The organism is Nocardiopsis sp. MT53 (assembly GCF_019598965.1).
GTDB lineage: Bacteria > Actinomycetota > Actinomycetes > Streptosporangiales > Streptosporangiaceae > Nocardiopsis > Nocardiopsis changdeensis.
Genome location: NZ_CP080599.1, coordinates 6,399,017 through 6,415,013, shown reverse-complemented (window position 1 = coordinate 6,415,013; position 15,997 = coordinate 6,399,017). Strand labels below are relative to the sequence as shown.

Genomic DNA, 15,997 nt, shown 5'->3' with positions numbered 1-15,997 from the left:
TCGTCACCGCCGCAGGAGGATGCCCCGGGAACTCGGTCGGGAGACACCGGTGCTCCACCTGGACGGGCAGGTGGAGCACCGGCGCCTCCCGACCGCGATGAGGGACACCGTGACCGTGTGGTGCCCGGGTCCACCCGGTCGGGGATCCATCTCACCATCTCGACGCCGACGGAGGAGGCATGAGTCGCTGGTCCTTGGTCTACGAGGGGGCGAAGCCGGCTCGGGCAGGAGTCCGTGAGACGCTCTGTACCCTGGGGAACGGCTATTTCGCCACGCGCGGTGCCCCTCCCGAATGCCGGAGAGGAGGGGAGCACTATCCGGGTACCTACGTAGCCGGCTGCTATGACCGGGCCTCCTCCACCGTGCAAGGGCACCGGGTCGAGAACGAGGACCTGGTCAATGCCCCGGACTGGCTGCCCCTGACCTTCCGAGCCGATGACGGCGACTGGTTCGACGAGCCCTCCCCCGACCTTCCCCAGCGCATGGAGTTGGACATGCGGCGTGGACTGCTGACCCGCACATTCCATGTCGTGGACGGCCCCAGGACCACCCGGGTGACACAAAGGCGCCTGGTCTCCATGCACGCCCCGCATCTGGCGGCTCTGGAGACGACCCTGCTGCCCGAGAACTGGAGTGGGACCGCAGTCGTCAGGTCGGCCCTCGACGGAAGGGTCACCAACGCGGGGGTGGACCGCTACCGCGATCTGAACGGTCTCCACCTGTCCCCCCTGGGTACCGGATCGGACGGCCCCGGGCTCGCCTGGCTGCACTGCCGAACCCTCACCTCGGCGGTCGAGCTCGCCTACGCCGCCCGGACCCGCATCACCCAAGGGGCGCTCCCCACGTCCCCGAAGACCCGCGCGGAGGAGGCATGGGTCGCCACCGACCTCGCTTTGGAGCTGACCGAGGGACAGCAGACCACCGTCGAAAAGGTGGTCGCCCTGCACACCTCACGCGACCATGCCGTCGGAGGCTGCCTCGAAGCCGCCCGTCTCACCCTGGCCCGGGCGGGCACCTTCGACGAATTGCTGCACGACCACACCACGGCCTGGCGTCATCTATGGCGTACCTGCGCGCTCTCCATCGAAGACGAGGAGGAGCAGATGGTTCTGAACCTCCATATCTTCCACATCCTGCAGACCCTGTCACCGCACACGGCCGACCTCGACGTGGGTGTACCCGCCAGAGGGCTGCACGGCGAGGCGTATCGGGGCCATGTGTTCTGGGACGAACTGTTCGTCCTGCCCTTCCTCAACCTGCGACTACCGGAGACCGCCCGTGCCCTGCTCCGCTACCGCTGGCGAAGGTTGCCGCAGGCGCGGGCCGCCGCCGCCGCTGCCGGCCTACGGGGTGCCCTCTTTCCCTGGCAGAGTGCGACCGACGGCCGGGAGGAGACCCAGAGCATGCACCTGAATCCCCGGTCCGGACACTGGATCGCCGACAATTCGCACCTGCAGCGCCATGTCGGCCTCGCGATCGCCTACAACGTCTGGCAGCACTACCAGGCGACCGGTGACCACGCCTTCCTTTCGGAGTTCGGGGCCGAACTCATCATCGACATCGCCAGGGCCTTCGCGGACATGTGCTCCTACGACAAGGCTCTGGACCGGTACACGGTACGCGGGGTCATGGGTCCGGACGAATACCACGACGGTTATCCCGACCGGACCACGCCCGGTCTGGACGACAACGCCTACACCAACATCATGGCCGTGTGGGTGATGCTGCGGGCCCTGGACGTACTGCGGATACTGCCCAGGCCCAGGCTCAGGGCCCTGGAGGAGACGCTCGGGCTCGGAAGCGGTGAGACCGAGCGCTTCGAGGATGTCACACGCAAGATGCACGTCCCCTTCCACGAGGGGGTGATCAGCCAGTTCGCCGGTTACGAGGAGCTGAAAGAGCTGGACTGGGACGCCCACCGCGGTGTCCGGCGCCTCGACCGCGCGCTGGAGGCGGAGGGGGAGAGCTGCAACGGCTACAAGGCTTCCAAACAGGCCGATGCTCTCATGCTGTTCTTCCTGCTGCCGGCCGAGGAGCTCGCGGAGATACTGCGCCGCCTCGGCTACGCCTACGACCCCGGGCTCATTCCCCGCACTGTGGACTACTACCTCGCGCGCACCTCCCATGGTTCGACCCTCAGTTCCGTCGTGCACTCGTGGGTGCTGTCCCGGACCGACCGTGAGGCGTCTTGGGTGTTCTTCCGTGAAGCGCTTCGAGGGGATATCGAGGACGCACAGGGGGGAACGACCGGCGAAGGCATCCACCTGGGGGCCATGGCCGGCACGGTCGACCTGCTCACCCGGTGCTATACGGGCCTGGCCACCATGACCGACGCTCTGCACCTCAGCCCGCTGCTGCCAGGGGGTCTGAGCCGTCTGTCCTACGACTTGCGCTACCACGATCACTGGGAAGTACGGCTCGACGTGCACCCGGACCATGTGAGGATCACAGTGCCGCCGTCGAAACTGCAGCCCATCGAGATCCGGCTCAAAGACAGGACGGTGTCGGTGGCACCCGGTTCGTCCTGTGTGCTTCCCCTGTCCCGGTAGGGAATGCACGGCCCGACAGCGTGTCGGGCCGACGGACGTCCCAACCAACGGGCCCGGCGTTTCCACCGGCCCTGTTCCCGGACGCCGTCCTCCGCTCATCCGGGAGCGTCAGGTCTGCGGTCGATGGACCACCATCACGGGCCGGTCCGAGCGGTACAGGACCCCTCGGGCGACGCTGCCCAGGGCAAGCCCCGCGAAACCGTGCCCGCCCCTGGCACCCACCACGATCAGACACGTGTTCCGGGTGTCGGCCGACAGCGCCCGAACGGGGTGCTCGCGCACCACTTCGAGCACTACCTCGGCGTTCGGATACCGCTTCGCCCAGGGTTCCACCGACTGTTGCAGGTCTTCGCGACGCCACCGTTGGATCCGGCCCTCCTCCTCCGAGCGAGGGGCCACCATCGATGCCGGGGCCGTCCATGCCCGAACCGCGCGGACCCGGGCACCCCAGAGGACGGCGGTCTCCAATGCCGTCGCCAAGGCGTGTCCGGCCCCAGGGGAGCCATCGACCCCCACCACGATGTCGCGTGCGCCCTCGGGCACGGGTTCGGGACGGACCAGGACCACGGGCACCGATGCGTGGGCGGCCACCTGGTCCGCCGTCGTTCCGAGTACGGTACCCGGCAACACACTGGTACCGTGCGTGCCGACCACCACCGAAGAGGCACGTTCGGAACGCTCCAGAAGGGCCAGGGTCGGTGAGGATCTGGCGACCACCTCTTCAGTGATTTCCACCTCGGGGGCCACCGCCGCCACGAGATCGGTCGCAGCACGTACCGCGTGCCGGGCCTCCTGTTCGCTGAGGCTTGTGGGCCTCACCACCCACCGGTGGAGCGAGTCCGCGTCATAGACACAGAGCACGAACAGGCGCCGAGCGCGCCTCCGTGCCTCACGGGCGGCCCAGAGGAGCGCGGCCATCGCCGCTTTCGACCCGTCGGTTCCGACCAGAATGTACTCGGACACCTGCAATCCCCTGTCTTACGATGTCGTCCCCCGGTGCCGGAACCGCCATGGACCAACGGCCGCTTGACCTGGACTCCACATCGGGCCCGCCACCGTCCGGTAGGCGTGCATCCACCACTGCGACGCCGGGTCGCGTCCCCTGTTCCTCGCCTCCTCAACGCGGACCAGAGCCGCCCACGCGGCGTCCGCTCATCGACCGGGGGACCAGGCGGACGAGGAGTTCGCGCTCTCCTCCCGCCCAGGGACGCACGGGAGCGCGAGACCTCAGAGCGGCGGCCTCGGCCGCCTGCGTGACAGGCTCCGCGGGCCCGGTCGTCAGGACGCTCCACCCCTCGCTCACAGCCCCGTCGACGCGATCGACCTCGAAGGCGCCGTCACCGGGGACGTACCCCGCGATCGATCCGTTTCGCGTCGTCCGGAAGACGATGGCGCCCTCATGGACGAGGTAGTTCACCGGAAGGATCGCTGGAACGGTCGCCCCCGCAGGGATGAAGCCGAACCGCCCCACACCGCCGGGCCGGATGAGTTCCATGCACTTCTCCGGTGAGAGCACGGTCGTCTCGGGGAGGGGCGCCGCCGTCGTCGCCGCACCCGGCGGCACGTCGGTGCCGCTCCCCAGCAGGAGGTCCTGTGTGGTGCCCAAAGCCGAGGCAAGGCGGTACAGGGCCTCCCGGGTCATACGTGTGGCATGCTCTTCCAGATAGGCGACGTAGCCGGGATCCATGTCGGCCCGGCAGGCGACCTCCTCTCTGGTGAGCCCCAGTTCCTTGCGTCGAGCCGCCGCTCTGCGCCCCAGATCGCTGCCCGGGTGGCCGCGGTGCCCTTCTCCTCGTCCCATGGGACGGCCTCTTCTCCCGGCGGAATGGGCGGTCACACCCGCGTTCCGCGTTGTCGCAGTTCTACCTATGCGGACACAGGCCTTCCTCGACGTGCCGAAACACGGCTCCCGACATGTCGGCGGCAACCGGCCTGGGCCGACTCCTGTGGAACGGGTTCATCGATCCGACGCCACTCTGCTCCGTGACCGCGCGTATGTGCGATGGTGCGGTACTCCAAGGTGAAAACTCCCTGTGAACGGTGGCCGAACCCGCCGACCGATCACGGGCCCTCCCTCTGCTCGGGGACGGCCGGGTCTCCGCCGAGCAGGGTGCCCTCACCCGCCGGGCCTGAACCGGTCTGTGCGCACGAGCCGCGATCGACCTACGCGAGGCCGGGATCATGGTGCGTTCCTCGCCGGACGAGTACCGGACCATCTCCCGGAACCCCGCTCTCCTCCCGCTCGCACGAGCCGTGTCGACCGTGCCGGCGTGCCCCAAGGTGGCGAGACCTGATTCGTTGGCCATGGGGCCCGTCGCGGATCCGTCCCCTCGGCGCCCTGTCTCACCGTTGCACCACCGATTCCAGGGCCATGAGGTCATCGTGCCGGTAGGACAGCCTGCAGTCGGCGCGGACCACTCCCTCGACGGCGCGCACAGCATGAGCAAGACGGGGGATATCGGAGCGTTGAGGAACATCGCCGGTCAGTGTGACCACCCCTCGGCGGACCGCCGTCTCGACATCGTCCAGGCCGAACATCCCGTGCACGATCTCGCGGTCCACCATCCGCTGGAGTTCGTCGTCGGGAACCTCGTACACCCGGAGCAGGTCGGCTCGGCTCACGATCCCCACCAGACGGCCTTCTCCGTCCACCACGGGGAGCCGCTTGACCCCGCGATCGCGCATGAGGGCCGCGGTTTCGCGGGGCTCTGCGTCGGCTGTGATGGTGACGGCCGGAGCCGTCATCAGATCCCTGACGACCGCCCCGCTGCTCTTGATCCGGTCGAGGCGCTCCCGGAAGGGCTCCGCCATATAGCCTTCCTCTGAGTCGGGGTCGGCGAGCTTGGTGAGCAGGTCGGCCGTCGAGACGATGCCGAGGACCCGGTTCTCGGCATCCACGACGGGTAGAGCGCTGACGTGGTGGCGGCGCATGAAGGCGGCGAGGTCCTTGTACCCGGTGTCCTCCCGGGCGGCGAAGACGTGTTCGGTCATCAGGTCGCCTACGGTCGCATTCATGGGAACCTCCCCCGACCGGTATCATCAGGTCCGCTCTCTTCAGGGTCCTGCCCCGACTCCGTGTAGGGCGCACGGCACGGACGTCCCCCGGTGAAGGGACGTTGGACCTCGACCCGCCACTTCCTCAGGCCCGGTCCCTCTGCGGTGGGAGCAGGAAGACGCGGGCCGAAGGAGCCCGGTGCCGTTCCCGCCGTGGCGGTGCGACACCCGCGTACACGGAGGAGGATCTGGAACGGTCTCCACTCCGGGCGATCCCCCCGTACTCACGTCCGGCCCGGGCGGACGGATTTCTCGATGCTCCGGGCAGTGGCCACCCTCTTGTGCACCAGGTCGGCCAGAACCAGCGCCGGGACCGCGCACACCGCCGCGGCCCAGCCGAGCGGTGGCGGCAAGGTGCCACCGAGCAGCGCGGGAAACGGGGGAACCACCAGGAAAATCCCCAGGGAGATGATCCCGGTCGCGATCGCCCACCCCAGCATCGGGTTCGTCCGAGGTGAGAGGGAGACCACCGGTGTGCTCTCGCTGCGGCAGGCGAGGGCCACCGCCATTTGACCGAGTACGACTGTGGCGAAGGCGGTACCCGAAGCCGTGGTGAGCAGTTCCGGCCCGGGATCCAGCCCCCACCGCCAGCCGCCGCTCCACAGAACGGCGGTGAACGCCCCCAGCGCCGCGGCGGCCTCGACGGGGCCGAGCACTCCGAAAACACGGATGACGACCTTCCGGTCGATCAGCGCACCCCGGGGCGGTCCGGTGGTCATGGTCCGAGAGCTGGGCGGTTCGGCCCCCAGCGCCAGGGCGGGCAGCAGGTCGGTGCCGATGTCCAGGGCCAGGATCTGGAGGACGCCCAGGGCGAGGGGGAAATCCCCACCACTCGCGGCCCAGGCCAGGAACGGGGTGAGCTCTGCGACGTTGTCGACCAGGTGATACGTGAGGAACCGGCGGATGTTGGCGAAAGTGGACCGGCCCAGTTCGATCGCCGCCACGATCGTCGCGAAGTGGTCGTCCAGCAGGACCAGGTCCGACGCTTCACGGGCGACGTCGGTCCCCGAGGCCCCCATGGCGACGCCGATGTCGGCGCGGCGCAGGGCGGGGCCGTCGTTGACCCCGTCACCTGTCATCGCCACTACGTGCCCGCGGCGCTGCAGGGCCGCGGTGATCCGAAGCTTGTCCTCCGGGGTCACCCTGGCCAGCACCGCCCCGTCGTGGTCCAGCAATCTCCCCAGGTCCCTCTCGTCGTCCGGCAGCGAGCTCCCGGTGGCGACGAGAGGCGTCCCGCGGACCAGGCCGACCTCCCTCGCGATGGCCAGTGCCGTACCCGGGTGGTCGCCGGTCACCATCGCCACACGCACCCCGGCCGTTCGACAGCGGGCGATCGCATCGCGCACCCCGTCGCGAGGAGGATCCTCCAGACCCACCATGCCGAGCAGCACCAAGCCGTTCTCGGCCTCCCGCGGTTCCTGGGGCATATGGTCGATCCGGCGCCGGGCCACGGCGAGCACACGCAGCCCGCGCCCGGTCATCGAGGTCAGCGCCGCCTCGGCCGCCCGGACGGGCCCGCACCGGGGCAGCAGCGCGTCGGGCGCCCCTTTGACGTAGACCTGGTCGCCGACCACCGCGGAGGACAGGCGGCGTCGGGGATCGAAGGGAAAGTACCGGTCCACCGCCTCGGCAGCGTCCGCACCAGTGCGGGCGGCCAGGGCGTGCAGGGCCGCCTCCATGGGATCACCGACCGGTCGGTGGTGGCCCTCGACCAGACGGACTCCGTTGGGGGAGCTGAGCGCCGCGGCCTGCGCCAGCAGTCGCGCCGCCCTCATCTGCTCCTCACCGCCCGACACCTCGGCCCTCGGTCCGTAGCCCCCACCTCGGATGTGGACGGTTCCGGAGGGGGTCCAGACCCTCACCACCTCCATTTCGTTCCTGGTGAGTGTTCCCGTCTTGTCGGTGCAGATGAACGTCGCCGACCCCAGGGTCTCTACCGACTCCAGGTGCCTGACCAGGGCGCGGGAGCGGGCCATGCGGTGTGCGGCCCGTGCCAGGGACAGGGTGACGGTGGGCAGTAGCCCTTCCGGGACCAGCGCCACCGCAACACCGACACTCAGCAGGAAACCCTCGGACGCACCGGCGCCCAGCAGAAGGGAGATCGCGAAGAAGACCACCGCGACCCCGGCTGCGATCCCCGAGATGACGGAGACCACTCGGCGCAGTTGCACGGAGAGAGGGCTGGGCGGTCTCCGGGCCTGGCGGGAGAGGGCGGCGATCCCACCCAGCCGGGTGTGCCCGGCCGTGGCGGTCACGACCCCTTCCGCCTCACCCTCCACCACGTAAGTACCGGCATGGACCCCTCCCCCCTCACCGGGGCGGACCGGTGCGCTCTCGCCCGTGAGGGGGGACTCGTCCACGGCCAGGCCGTGTGTTCGAACCAGGCGCATGTCGGCCGGTACCCGGGACCCCGACCGAAGCACGACCAGATCGTCCCGCACCAGCGCCGTCACATCGACCGGACGGCGGGTGCCGTCCCGGACCACCAGGGCGGTGGCGGGCATCATCTCGCGCAGTCGCTGCCCGGCACGGTCGGCACGGTACTCCTGGACGAACGCGAAACCGCCGTTCACCAGGACGACGACCATGATCGCCAAGCCCAGCTGGGGCATGCCCCCGACCACCGCCAAGAGCGCCGCGATCCACAGCAGCACGGCGAAGAAGTGCGTGATCTCGTGCAGCAGCAGGACGACCGGCGGCGAGCGGCGGGCCGAGGGCAGCACGTTGGGCCCGTCACGGCCCAGGCGCTCCGCGGCCTCGGCAGACGTCAGGCCGTGCACCTGCGGCCCGGGCGGAGGCGCCGCTCCAGCGGTGTCGCCCGTGCCCGGGACAGCGCTCACCGGGCTTCTCCACCGCCGAGGGGCTCATCGGGGCGGAGCGGAACCGTTCCCGCCTCCTCGCCGCCCTTCTCCAGAACGAAAGGCGGATAGCGGTCGGTCATCAGCGCGGCGTACGCCGCGACCCGCAGCCCCCAGCGGTGCATCCCGAGCAGGAAGTCGAACAGGCCCCGCGGATAGGACCCGGTGAAGAGCAGGGCCACCGCCGCGAACAGCACCAGCAGCCCGATCAGCCCGGGGGACTGGAACACGACCTCGGGGCCCTGCGCCCCCGGGGAGCCGTCCGGCTCCGAAACCGCCCGCACGGCCCCGGTGGTGAACAGGGCGACCACCAGGTAGTGGGGGATCGCCAGCAGCCACCACTTGACCAGGACCAGGCCCCGCGACAGGTCACCGGGCACCGCGACCTCCAGCCGTGCCGGGTAGTCGACATCGGCCGACAGGGTGAAGGGCGGGTAGCGGTCGGTCCCCAGCACCCCGTAGGCGTAGAACGCGACCCGCCAGCTCCACCGCAGCACCCCCACGTTGAAGCCGAAGATCCCCCGCGGGTAGCGGCCCGTGAACAGGATCGCGAAGAACGCCACCACGGTCAGCACGAAGAACGCGATCCACAGAAAGACCAACACGACGTAGTGGGGAATCACCAGGATCCACTTCACCAGCCACAGCCAGCGGCTCAGCGACGGGTCGAGAGTCCCCTCGACCTGAACCGGGTAGCGCGTACCGTCGTTCATGCCGACCACCTCCAAGGCGGGCCCCGACTGCGGCCATACCACTGCTCCCGACCCTTCCAACCGCCTTGCATGCCCACCAGAGGCTTCCGACGCCGATCACAGGGTCCGACGTCCCATGAGGGCGGTCCCGGCCGTGCTGTTCTCCGCCCTGTGGGCCGGAGATGATCCAGGGACGCGGGATCCACCGTGGGGCATCGCGCTGGCCAAGGCCCACCGCAAGCAGGACAACACTCGGTCTTTTGTTCATTACTCTTCGTGTCTCTCGAAGTACCCTGGCACCGGAGACCGGTCTGCCTTCGCACCGGCGGCATATCGGGACCCGGATACGGCCCGGCACCGCTCCTGGCGGCCGGGCCCGGCGCACGAGGCCTGGAGACCGACGGAGGAACTTCCATGACGCGGCCGATCCTGGTGGGTGTGGACGGCTCTGAACCGGCGCTCGGAGCGGTCGGGTGGGCCGCCGCCGAAGCGTCCCGGCGCGGCTGCGGCCTACTCCTGTTGACGGCTTTCGCCATGCCGCCGGCCGAGGCCGCGTTCACCCTGTCCGCAGAGGAGGTCCGCAGGGGCGTCGACGACGTCCTGGACACGGCACGGCAGAGGGTCCGGGATACACGTAACGACGTGTCCGCAGAGCGGGCCGCTGTGCTGGACTCCCCGGTGAAGGCGCTTCTGAACCGGGCTCCGCAGGCCGCACTGGTCGTCGTCGGACTCCGCGGGAGAGGCGGCGTTCCGGGCATGAAGGTGGGTTCAGTGGCCTACCGGGTCGCCGCGCATTCCCCGGCCCCCGTGGTCGTGGTCGGTCCCGAACCCCGAGAGGCGGACGAGCGGCTCATCGTGACGGGCGACGACGGCTCACCGCACGGCCGACGGGCACTGGCCACGGCATTCGAGGAGGCCGCCCTGCGCGGTGCGCGCGTACACGTGGTACGCGCCTGGCGACCGGTCAACCTGCCGGCGCCCGCGGTGGTGGGCACCTCCGAAGAAGAGCAGTTGGAACACGACCTGGCACCCCTGCGTGCCGAGCACCCTGACGTGCAGGTCGATGCACGGGTCCTGGAGGAACACCCGGTGACCGCTCTGGCCGATGCCGCGCAGGGCGCCGGCCTGCTCGTGATCGGCGCACGGGGACGCCACGGGTTCCCGCGCGCCGCGCTGGGGTCGACCGCACACGGACTGCTGCATTCGGCGCCCTGCCCGCTCATGATCGTGCACGCCTCCTGAGCGGAGCGGGGGCCGACGTCCACGCGGGGCGACGTACATCCGGTGGGCCGATGCCGCCGGGTCAGGGGGTGCCGGAGCGCCATCGGACGTACTCGGGCACGATGTCGTCGACACGCCAGCGCAGATCGGATTCGACCGCCACCACACCCTCCACGCCCCTGATCCGGCGGATCATCGCCTGTGCCTCACTGCGGTGCTCCACCGTCCCCGACAGCTTCACCACCCCGTCTGCGACATCGACGACGGGATCCTGGACGCGTACCGGCCGCAGGGCTTCTGCGATCTGGTCACGGGCCTCCTCTGCTATGTCGTCATCCTCTCTGATGAACACCGACAGCAGGTCGCGCCTGCCCACGATCCCGATCAGGTGCCCGCCACCGTCGACCACCGGCAGGTGCCCGATCCCGTGGCGCTCCATCGAACGGGCCGCGGCGACCACACTCCTGTCAGGGGACACCGTGATGGCCGGGCTCGTCATCAGCCCGCCTGCACTTCTGGCCTCGGCCTTGTCCGCGGCGTTCCCCCCGGCACCCGTCCGCGCCCGCAACCGGGCGCGCACAGGCGGCCGGTAGTCCCCTCCTGCGAACTCCTCCTTGTGGAGCAGGTCCTCCTCGGAAACCACACCGACCACGTGCCCCCCAGCGTCGGTCACCGGCAGCGCGCCCACCCGCCGCTCGACCAGCGCTGAGGCGACATCCCTGTAGTCGGCGTCCTCGGTGACTGAGAAGACCTCGGTCGTCATGACGTCTTGCACGGTACGCATCACGGGCTCCCCCCGGCCTCGGACCGGACCGCGTTCGTGCGGAGCAGACGGGGCGACACGGGTCGCCCGATCCGAACTCGATCCGAATCCACTCCTCGTCCGCCATCCTCCCTTCCTCCGCTTCCGGGGACCAGGGCCGTGGGTCCCGGCGCCGGACCTCATCGAGTCATTCCCAGGACGGGACGTACGCCCCTGGGGATGAGGCCTTTGAACGCTCTAACCTGGGAGAAGAGTGTCCTCTAGCGGTTAGGGGAGAACAATGGCCCAGAGTGCGAACGCACCCGTGGTGGTGGCTGTCAACGGATCGCCGGCGAGCGAGCGGGCCGTCGACTGGGCGGCGGGCGAGGCCCGTCGGCGAGGTCGGCGGCTCCGTCTCGTGTACGCCTTCTCCTGGCCCCTCTATCACTCCCTGCCCCGGGACCTGCCGGGCTTCGACGTGGACGAGTTCGCCCTCCGCATCGTGGGGAGCGCGCGCCTTCGCGCCCTGCAACTTGAACCCGACCTCACCGTCGAAGCGGTGCACATCACCAGTGACCCGGTCACCGTTCTCCTACTGGAGAGCCAGAAGGCGCACATGCTGGTCATGGGCGCACACCACCGGACGGCCGTGGACGCCGTCATTCCTGGGTCCACGGACCTGGAGATGCTCGTCTCCGCCCTGTGCCCCATCGTGATCGTGCCGGACCTGCCGCCCGGAACCGCTACCGGGCGCATACTGGTGGGGGTCGACGGTTCGGAGACCGCACGACTCGCCGTGGAATGGGCATTCCCCGCCGCTGATACACGTAAGGCGGTGCTTCGTGCGGTTACGGTGCACGAGGAGCACGCCTGGTGGCGCTTCGGCGCGCTGCAAGAACCGTCTTGGACCGGGAGTGAAAAGGAGAAGGAGACCGCGGAAACCGAGGCGCGAGCGGCAGCCGGACGTCTCTTGTCCGATGCGATCGCGGACGAACGCGTCCGGTGGCCGCAGGTGCGGGTCGAGGAGGTCGTCGCAGTGGGGCACCCGGCCCAGGCCCTGTGCGCCGCGGCCCAGGACTGCGACCTGATGGTCGTCGGCTCGCACGGTCGGGGCGGTTTCGCCGGAATGCTGCTGGGTTCGGTGAGCAGGCACGTGATCTCCCATAGCCCGTGCCCGGTCGCGGTCGTGCGCCGCCCCCGCCACTGACTGGCGGACGGAGCAGGGGACCGCAGCTCGCCGCCCCCAGGGCGGGCGGCCGTCACACCGACGCGGTGCCCGAGGCACCCGCCGCCGACAGGTCCGCGGCGATCGTGTCGGCCCATGCGTCGATCTCGTCCCAGTCCCGGAAGTCCCCGTAGTGGCCTCCGATGAGCCGGTAGAAGACCCGTCCCGGCAATGGGATGTGTTCCGGCCGCAGGGCGCCGGCGAGCAGGCGGTGCTCGCGGAGATCGAATCCCCTGCACAGCTCCATGATCTCCTCTGGGTCGCGGGCGTGTTTCTCGAACCAGCCCCCGACCGCCCTGGCCAGGCCTACGCTGAACAACCAGACCGGCATCCGCCCTAGCGCGTCGGTGTTGGCCCGGAGATAGTCGGATGCCTCCGTGAGCCAGGCGCCGCCGTGCACGGCGCTGCCCAGGACCGCGGCCTCGTAGACCTCCGCTCCCGGCGCCTCTGCCAACGGTTGCGCGTCCGCGGTGCAGCCCCGCTCACGTAGCCGTACCGCGATCCTTCGTGCGACTCCCTCTGTTGATCCGTGTTCACTCGCATAACCCACCAGCACTGTCATGACGGCACCTCCATGCCGTGTGCCCTTTTACGGGGCGGCTTACGTGCGGGCGACCGGCGGTCGGCCCCCGCGCCCGCCTCCGATGAGAGTTCGCAGTGGACGAGCGCCGGGGACCGGTACACGGGAGGGCCCCGCCAACGGGACGCTGATCCATCGGGAGTCGCATCCCACCCTCCCGTGCCGTTCGCAGGCGACCTGAAGCGGCGGCTACTCCTGGGCCTTGCGGGAGATGGGCACCCGTCGGCCGCTCTCCGAACGCGGGGACAGGCCGATGCTCACTTCGAGGATGCCCTTGTCGTAGGAGGCGGTGACGTCCTCCTCCGAGGCGTCCGCGGGGAGTGTGAGCGTGCGGCTGAAGGAGCCGTAGCGGAACTCCGAGTGCTGCGGCGTCGACGTGCTCTCGCTCCTCTCGGCCTGGATCACCAGGACCCCGTGCTCAACGGTGACGGCGAGGTCCTTGTCAGGGTCCATCCCGGGCGCCTCCACCCGGACCACGTACCTGTCGCCCTCCATCGCGGTCTCGACCCGCAGTCCCGCGGGCGACCTCCCGGCGAAGAAGGGTGCGTCGAACAGCTCGGCCAGGTCGGGGAAGAGCGACGGTCCGGTGCGGCGGGCGATGGCGTTCATGTCTTCATCTCCTCGGTTCAGGGGCACGGGCCCGAGTCGGCGGACCGCGGCCCTGCCTCCACTCGACCTCCGCCGCGGCCTCCGCGACAGACGCCGAAGGGTTCGTCCCGCAGGGACCTCCGTCACCCGTCCCGCGGGACCTCCCCCGGCGCGGCCAGCACGTGGAAGCCCTCCTCCTCCTGGGCGAAGTGCAGGCGCAGGACCGCATAGAGCTCGACGGCGACCCGCGCCGCGTACCGGCGTGCGTCGTCTGCGCCCTTCGGAGCGTCATCGGCCTCGTCCAGCGCGGCGCGCAGGCGGCGGGTCAGCTCCGCGATCTCCGTGTGCTCCCGACTCATCGCCGCGGTGGTGTCCGGTCCGCCCAAGGCGTCGGCGACCCTCGGGTAGAGCAGCTGCTCGTCACGCTGCTCGTGGGCGGACAGCTCGCCGAGGAACCCGCGCAGGCCCGCGACCGCCGCGGCCCGCTCGTCCTCCCCGCCTCCGACGAGGATCTCCGCGGCCGGCACCAGCGCCTCGATCCCCGGCCACAGCCGGATGTGCTCCTCTTGGAGCTCGCGGATCAGCTCGGCGTCGTCCCCGCGCAGTTCGGGGCCGAGCCCGCGGCGCCCTCCCGAGAGCGCCCGCAGGGCGTTGAGGATCACCGCGACGTCGATCCCCTCCTGGACCAGCGCCCCCGCCGTCGGCGGCAGCAGCCCGAACGCGGCCGCGACCATCGCCACCGCCGACAGGAGCATCCCCACCACCACGCTCTGGAGTGCGATCGCCCGCGTGCGGCGGGCGATCGCCATGCTCTCGGCCACCCGGGAGAGCCGGTCCACGGTGATCACCACGTCGGCGGTCTCGGAGGAGGCGGTGGAGCCGCGCGCTCCGAGTGCCACACCGACGTCAGCCGCGGCCAGGGCCGGCGCGTCGTTGACCCCGTCACCGACCATGACGGTGGGGGCCTTCGCGCTCTCGGCGCGCACCACCTCGGTCTTGTCGGTCGGGGACTGCCCGGCGTACAGGGCGTCCGCGCCCACGTGCGCGGCGATCCGCTCGGCGACGTCCCCCCGGTCACCGGTGACCATCACCGCGCGCTCGACCCCGGCCAGGCGCAGCAGCCGCAGGGTGCGCGGGGCGTCCGCCCGCAGCCGGTCGCGCAGCAGCAGGACACCGCCCAGGCGGTCGTCCACACCCACGAACACGGTGACCGCCCCGTCGCGCGCCGCCTCCGCGCGGACGGGATCCACCCAGCCTGGAAGGGTGTCCCCGGCCGCGGCCCAGTCGGCCTTGCCCACACGCACCGGGCGGCCGCCGACCGTACCGCGGACGCCGCGGCCCAGGACCTCCTCGGCGCCCTCGGGGTGGCGCAGGTCCAGACCGCGCTCCTTGGCCGCGTGCACGATCGCCGCGGCCAGCACGTGGGGGGACACCTGGTCCAGGGAGGCGGCCAGGCGCAGGACCTCCTCGGAGGACACCCCGTCCTCTGAGACCGCGCGGACCAGCACCGGACGCCCCTCGGTGACGGTGCCGGTCTTGTCGAAGAGCAGCACCCGGGCGCGCGCCAGCCGTTCCAGCGCGGCACCGCTGCGCACGATGACCCCGCGCCGGGCCGCACGCGACATCCCCGAGGTGAAGGCGATGGGAGCGGCGAGGATGAGCGGGCAGGGCGTGGCCACGACCAGCACCGCGACCGCCCTCACGGGGTCGCCCGACATCCACCAGGCCGCCCCGGTCAGCAGCAGGGTGACCGGAAGGAAGACCACGGCGTAGCGGTCGGCCATCCGCACGAACGGCGCGGTGTGCGCCTCGGCCTCGCGGGCCAGCCGGACGATGGCCGCGAACGCGCTCGCCCGGGAGTCGGTGGTCGCCCGCATCCGGAAAGGACCGCCGGCGTTGACGGTCCCGCCGCGCACGTCCTGGTCCGCCGCCCGTTCAACGGGGAGCGGTTCCCCGGTGACCGCCGACTCGTCCACCACGGCCGTCCCGTACGTGACGCGCCCGTCCACGGGCAGTATCTCGCCCGGACGGACCAGTAGCAGGTCCCCGGGGCGCACCTCCTCGACGGGGACGGTGGCCACCTCACCGCCGCCGTCGATCCGGTGTGCGGCGCGCGGCGCCCGGGCGAGCAGGGCGCTCAGGTCCCGGCGGGCCCGGCGCCCGGCCCGGTCCTCCAGCATCCGGCCGCCGGTGAGCATAACGGCGATGACCGCACCCGCGAGGAGTTCCCCGACCAGCGCGGACCCGACCAGCGCCAGGAGGGCGATCACGTCGACGCCGGGCCTGCGCTCCCGCAGGGTCCGCACCACCCACACGGCCGAGGCGACAGCGGCCACGGCGGTGACCGCCAGCCAGACCGCGTCGGAGGGGGCGGCCAGGCCGGACAGGCGCAGGACGACGCCGGCGGCAAGACCGGTCAGGCATACGGCCAGCAGCACGGTCGGGCCGCTCGGGAGCGGGCGCCCGTCGCGTTCTCCAGGTCCCATGG

Annotated in this window: 12 protein-coding genes; 3 read left to right on the top strand and 9 right to left on the bottom strand. The window is 70.7% G+C overall.

The window, feature by feature from the left end:
- Positions 1-179: 179 nt before the first annotated feature.
- Positions 180-2,549 carry a glycoside hydrolase family 65 protein gene (locus tag K1J57_RS28820; RefSeq protein ID WP_220561851.1) on the top strand — a complete coding sequence of 790 codons (2,370 nt, stop codon included), beginning with the start codon at positions 180-182 and terminating at the stop codon, positions 2,547-2,549.
- A 108-nt stretch (positions 2,550-2,657) separates the two neighbouring features.
- On the opposite strand, the gene K1J57_RS28815 is transcribed toward K1J57_RS28820, so the two are convergent.
- The 5 genes from K1J57_RS28815 to K1J57_RS28795 form a co-directional block, all read right to left on the bottom strand.
- A complete protein-coding gene (locus tag K1J57_RS28815; RefSeq protein ID WP_255646667.1) occupies positions 2,658-3,512 on the bottom strand; it encodes a universal stress protein in 855 nt (284 codons plus the stop codon).
- Between the two features lie 154 nt (positions 3,513-3,666).
- The gene (locus K1J57_RS28810) at positions 3,667-4,350 is read right to left on the bottom strand and encodes a pyridoxamine 5'-phosphate oxidase family protein (RefSeq protein WP_220561850.1); all 684 of its coding nucleotides are present in this window, start codon (positions 4,348-4,350) and stop codon (positions 3,667-3,669) included.
- Between the two features lie 542 nt (positions 4,351-4,892).
- A complete protein-coding gene (locus tag K1J57_RS28805; protein WP_220561849.1) occupies positions 4,893-5,564 on the bottom strand; it encodes a CBS domain-containing protein in 672 nt (223 codons plus the stop codon).
- 263 nt (positions 5,565-5,827) lie between these two features.
- Complete coding sequence (locus tag K1J57_RS28800) at positions 5,828-8,443, bottom strand: cation-transporting P-type ATPase (protein ID WP_255646666.1); 2,616 nt, start codon at positions 8,441-8,443, stop codon at positions 5,828-5,830.
- The gene (locus K1J57_RS28795) at positions 8,440-9,174 is read right to left on the bottom strand and encodes a DUF4389 domain-containing protein (protein WP_220561848.1); all 735 of its coding nucleotides are present in this window, start codon (positions 9,172-9,174) and stop codon (positions 8,440-8,442) included. The genes K1J57_RS28800 and K1J57_RS28795 overlap by 4 nt, the downstream gene beginning before the upstream one ends.
- Before the next feature lie 393 nt (positions 9,175-9,567).
- Between K1J57_RS28795 and K1J57_RS28790 the strand changes: the two genes are divergently transcribed.
- Positions 9,568-10,395: a universal stress protein gene (locus tag K1J57_RS28790; protein WP_220561847.1), complete on the top strand. Its 828-nt coding sequence runs from the start codon at positions 9,568-9,570 to the stop codon at positions 10,393-10,395.
- 61 nt (positions 10,396-10,456) lie between these two features.
- On the opposite strand, the gene K1J57_RS28785 is transcribed toward K1J57_RS28790, so the two are convergent.
- Positions 10,457-11,158 carry a CBS domain-containing protein gene (locus K1J57_RS28785; RefSeq protein WP_220561846.1) on the bottom strand — a complete coding sequence of 234 codons (702 nt, stop codon included), beginning with the start codon at positions 11,156-11,158 and terminating at the stop codon, positions 10,457-10,459.
- A 259-nt stretch (positions 11,159-11,417) separates the two neighbouring features.
- On the opposite strand from K1J57_RS28785, the gene K1J57_RS28780 reads away from it, so the two are divergent.
- Positions 11,418-12,323: a universal stress protein gene (locus K1J57_RS28780; RefSeq protein WP_220561845.1), complete on the top strand. Its 906-nt coding sequence runs from the start codon at positions 11,418-11,420 to the stop codon at positions 12,321-12,323.
- A gap of 52 nt (positions 12,324-12,375) precedes the next feature.
- Here the strand turns inward: K1J57_RS28780 and K1J57_RS28775 are convergent, their stop codons facing one another.
- The 3 genes from K1J57_RS28775 to K1J57_RS28765 all read right to left on the bottom strand — a co-directional run bounded on the left by K1J57_RS28775 (position 12,376) and on the right by K1J57_RS28765 (position 15,995).
- Positions 12,376-12,903, bottom strand: coding sequence for a flavodoxin domain-containing protein (locus K1J57_RS28775; protein ID WP_220561844.1), 528 nt, complete (start codon positions 12,901-12,903; stop codon positions 12,376-12,378).
- A 207-nt stretch (positions 12,904-13,110) separates the two neighbouring features.
- Positions 13,111-13,530 (bottom strand): Hsp20/alpha crystallin family protein, encoded by a 420-nt coding sequence (locus tag K1J57_RS28770; RefSeq protein WP_220561843.1) that lies wholly within the window; start codon positions 13,528-13,530, stop codon positions 13,111-13,113.
- A gap of 122 nt (positions 13,531-13,652) precedes the next feature.
- A complete protein-coding gene (locus K1J57_RS28765) occupies positions 13,653-15,995 on the bottom strand; it encodes a heavy metal translocating P-type ATPase (RefSeq protein WP_220561842.1) in 2,343 nt (780 codons plus the stop codon).
- Positions 15,996-15,997 lie beyond the last annotated feature (2 nt).

Bases quoted from the DNA above. Each gene is read 5' to 3' on its own strand.
- K1J57_RS28820 (WP_220561851.1), top strand. From the start codon at position 180: ATGAGTCGCTGGTCCTTGGTCTACGAGGGGGCGAAGCCGGCTCGGGCA.
- K1J57_RS28810 (WP_220561850.1), bottom strand. From the start codon at position 4,350: ATGGGACGAGGAGAAGGGCACCGCGGCCACCCGGGCAGCGATCTGGGG.
- K1J57_RS28805 (WP_220561849.1), bottom strand. From the start codon at position 5,564: ATGAATGCGACCGTAGGCGACCTGATGACCGAACACGTCTTCGCCGCC.
- K1J57_RS28795 (WP_220561848.1), bottom strand. From the start codon at position 9,174: ATGAACGACGGTACGCGCTACCCGGTTCAGGTCGAGGGGACTCTCGAC.
- K1J57_RS28790 (WP_220561847.1), top strand. From the start codon at position 9,568: ATGACGCGGCCGATCCTGGTGGGTGTGGACGGCTCTGAACCGGCGCTC.
- K1J57_RS28785 (WP_220561846.1), bottom strand. From the start codon at position 11,158: ATGCGTACCGTGCAAGACGTCATGACGACCGAGGTCTTCTCAGTCACC.
- K1J57_RS28780 (WP_220561845.1), top strand. From the start codon at position 11,418: ATGGCCCAGAGTGCGAACGCACCCGTGGTGGTGGCTGTCAACGGATCG.
- K1J57_RS28775 (WP_220561844.1), bottom strand. From the start codon at position 12,903: ATGACAGTGCTGGTGGGTTATGCGAGTGAACACGGATCAACAGAGGGA.
- K1J57_RS28770 (WP_220561843.1), bottom strand. From the start codon at position 13,530: ATGAACGCCATCGCCCGCCGCACCGGACCGTCGCTCTTCCCCGACCTG.
- K1J57_RS28765 (WP_220561842.1), bottom strand. From the start codon at position 15,995: ATGGGACCTGGAGAACGCGACGGGCGCCCGCTCCCGAGCGGCCCGACC.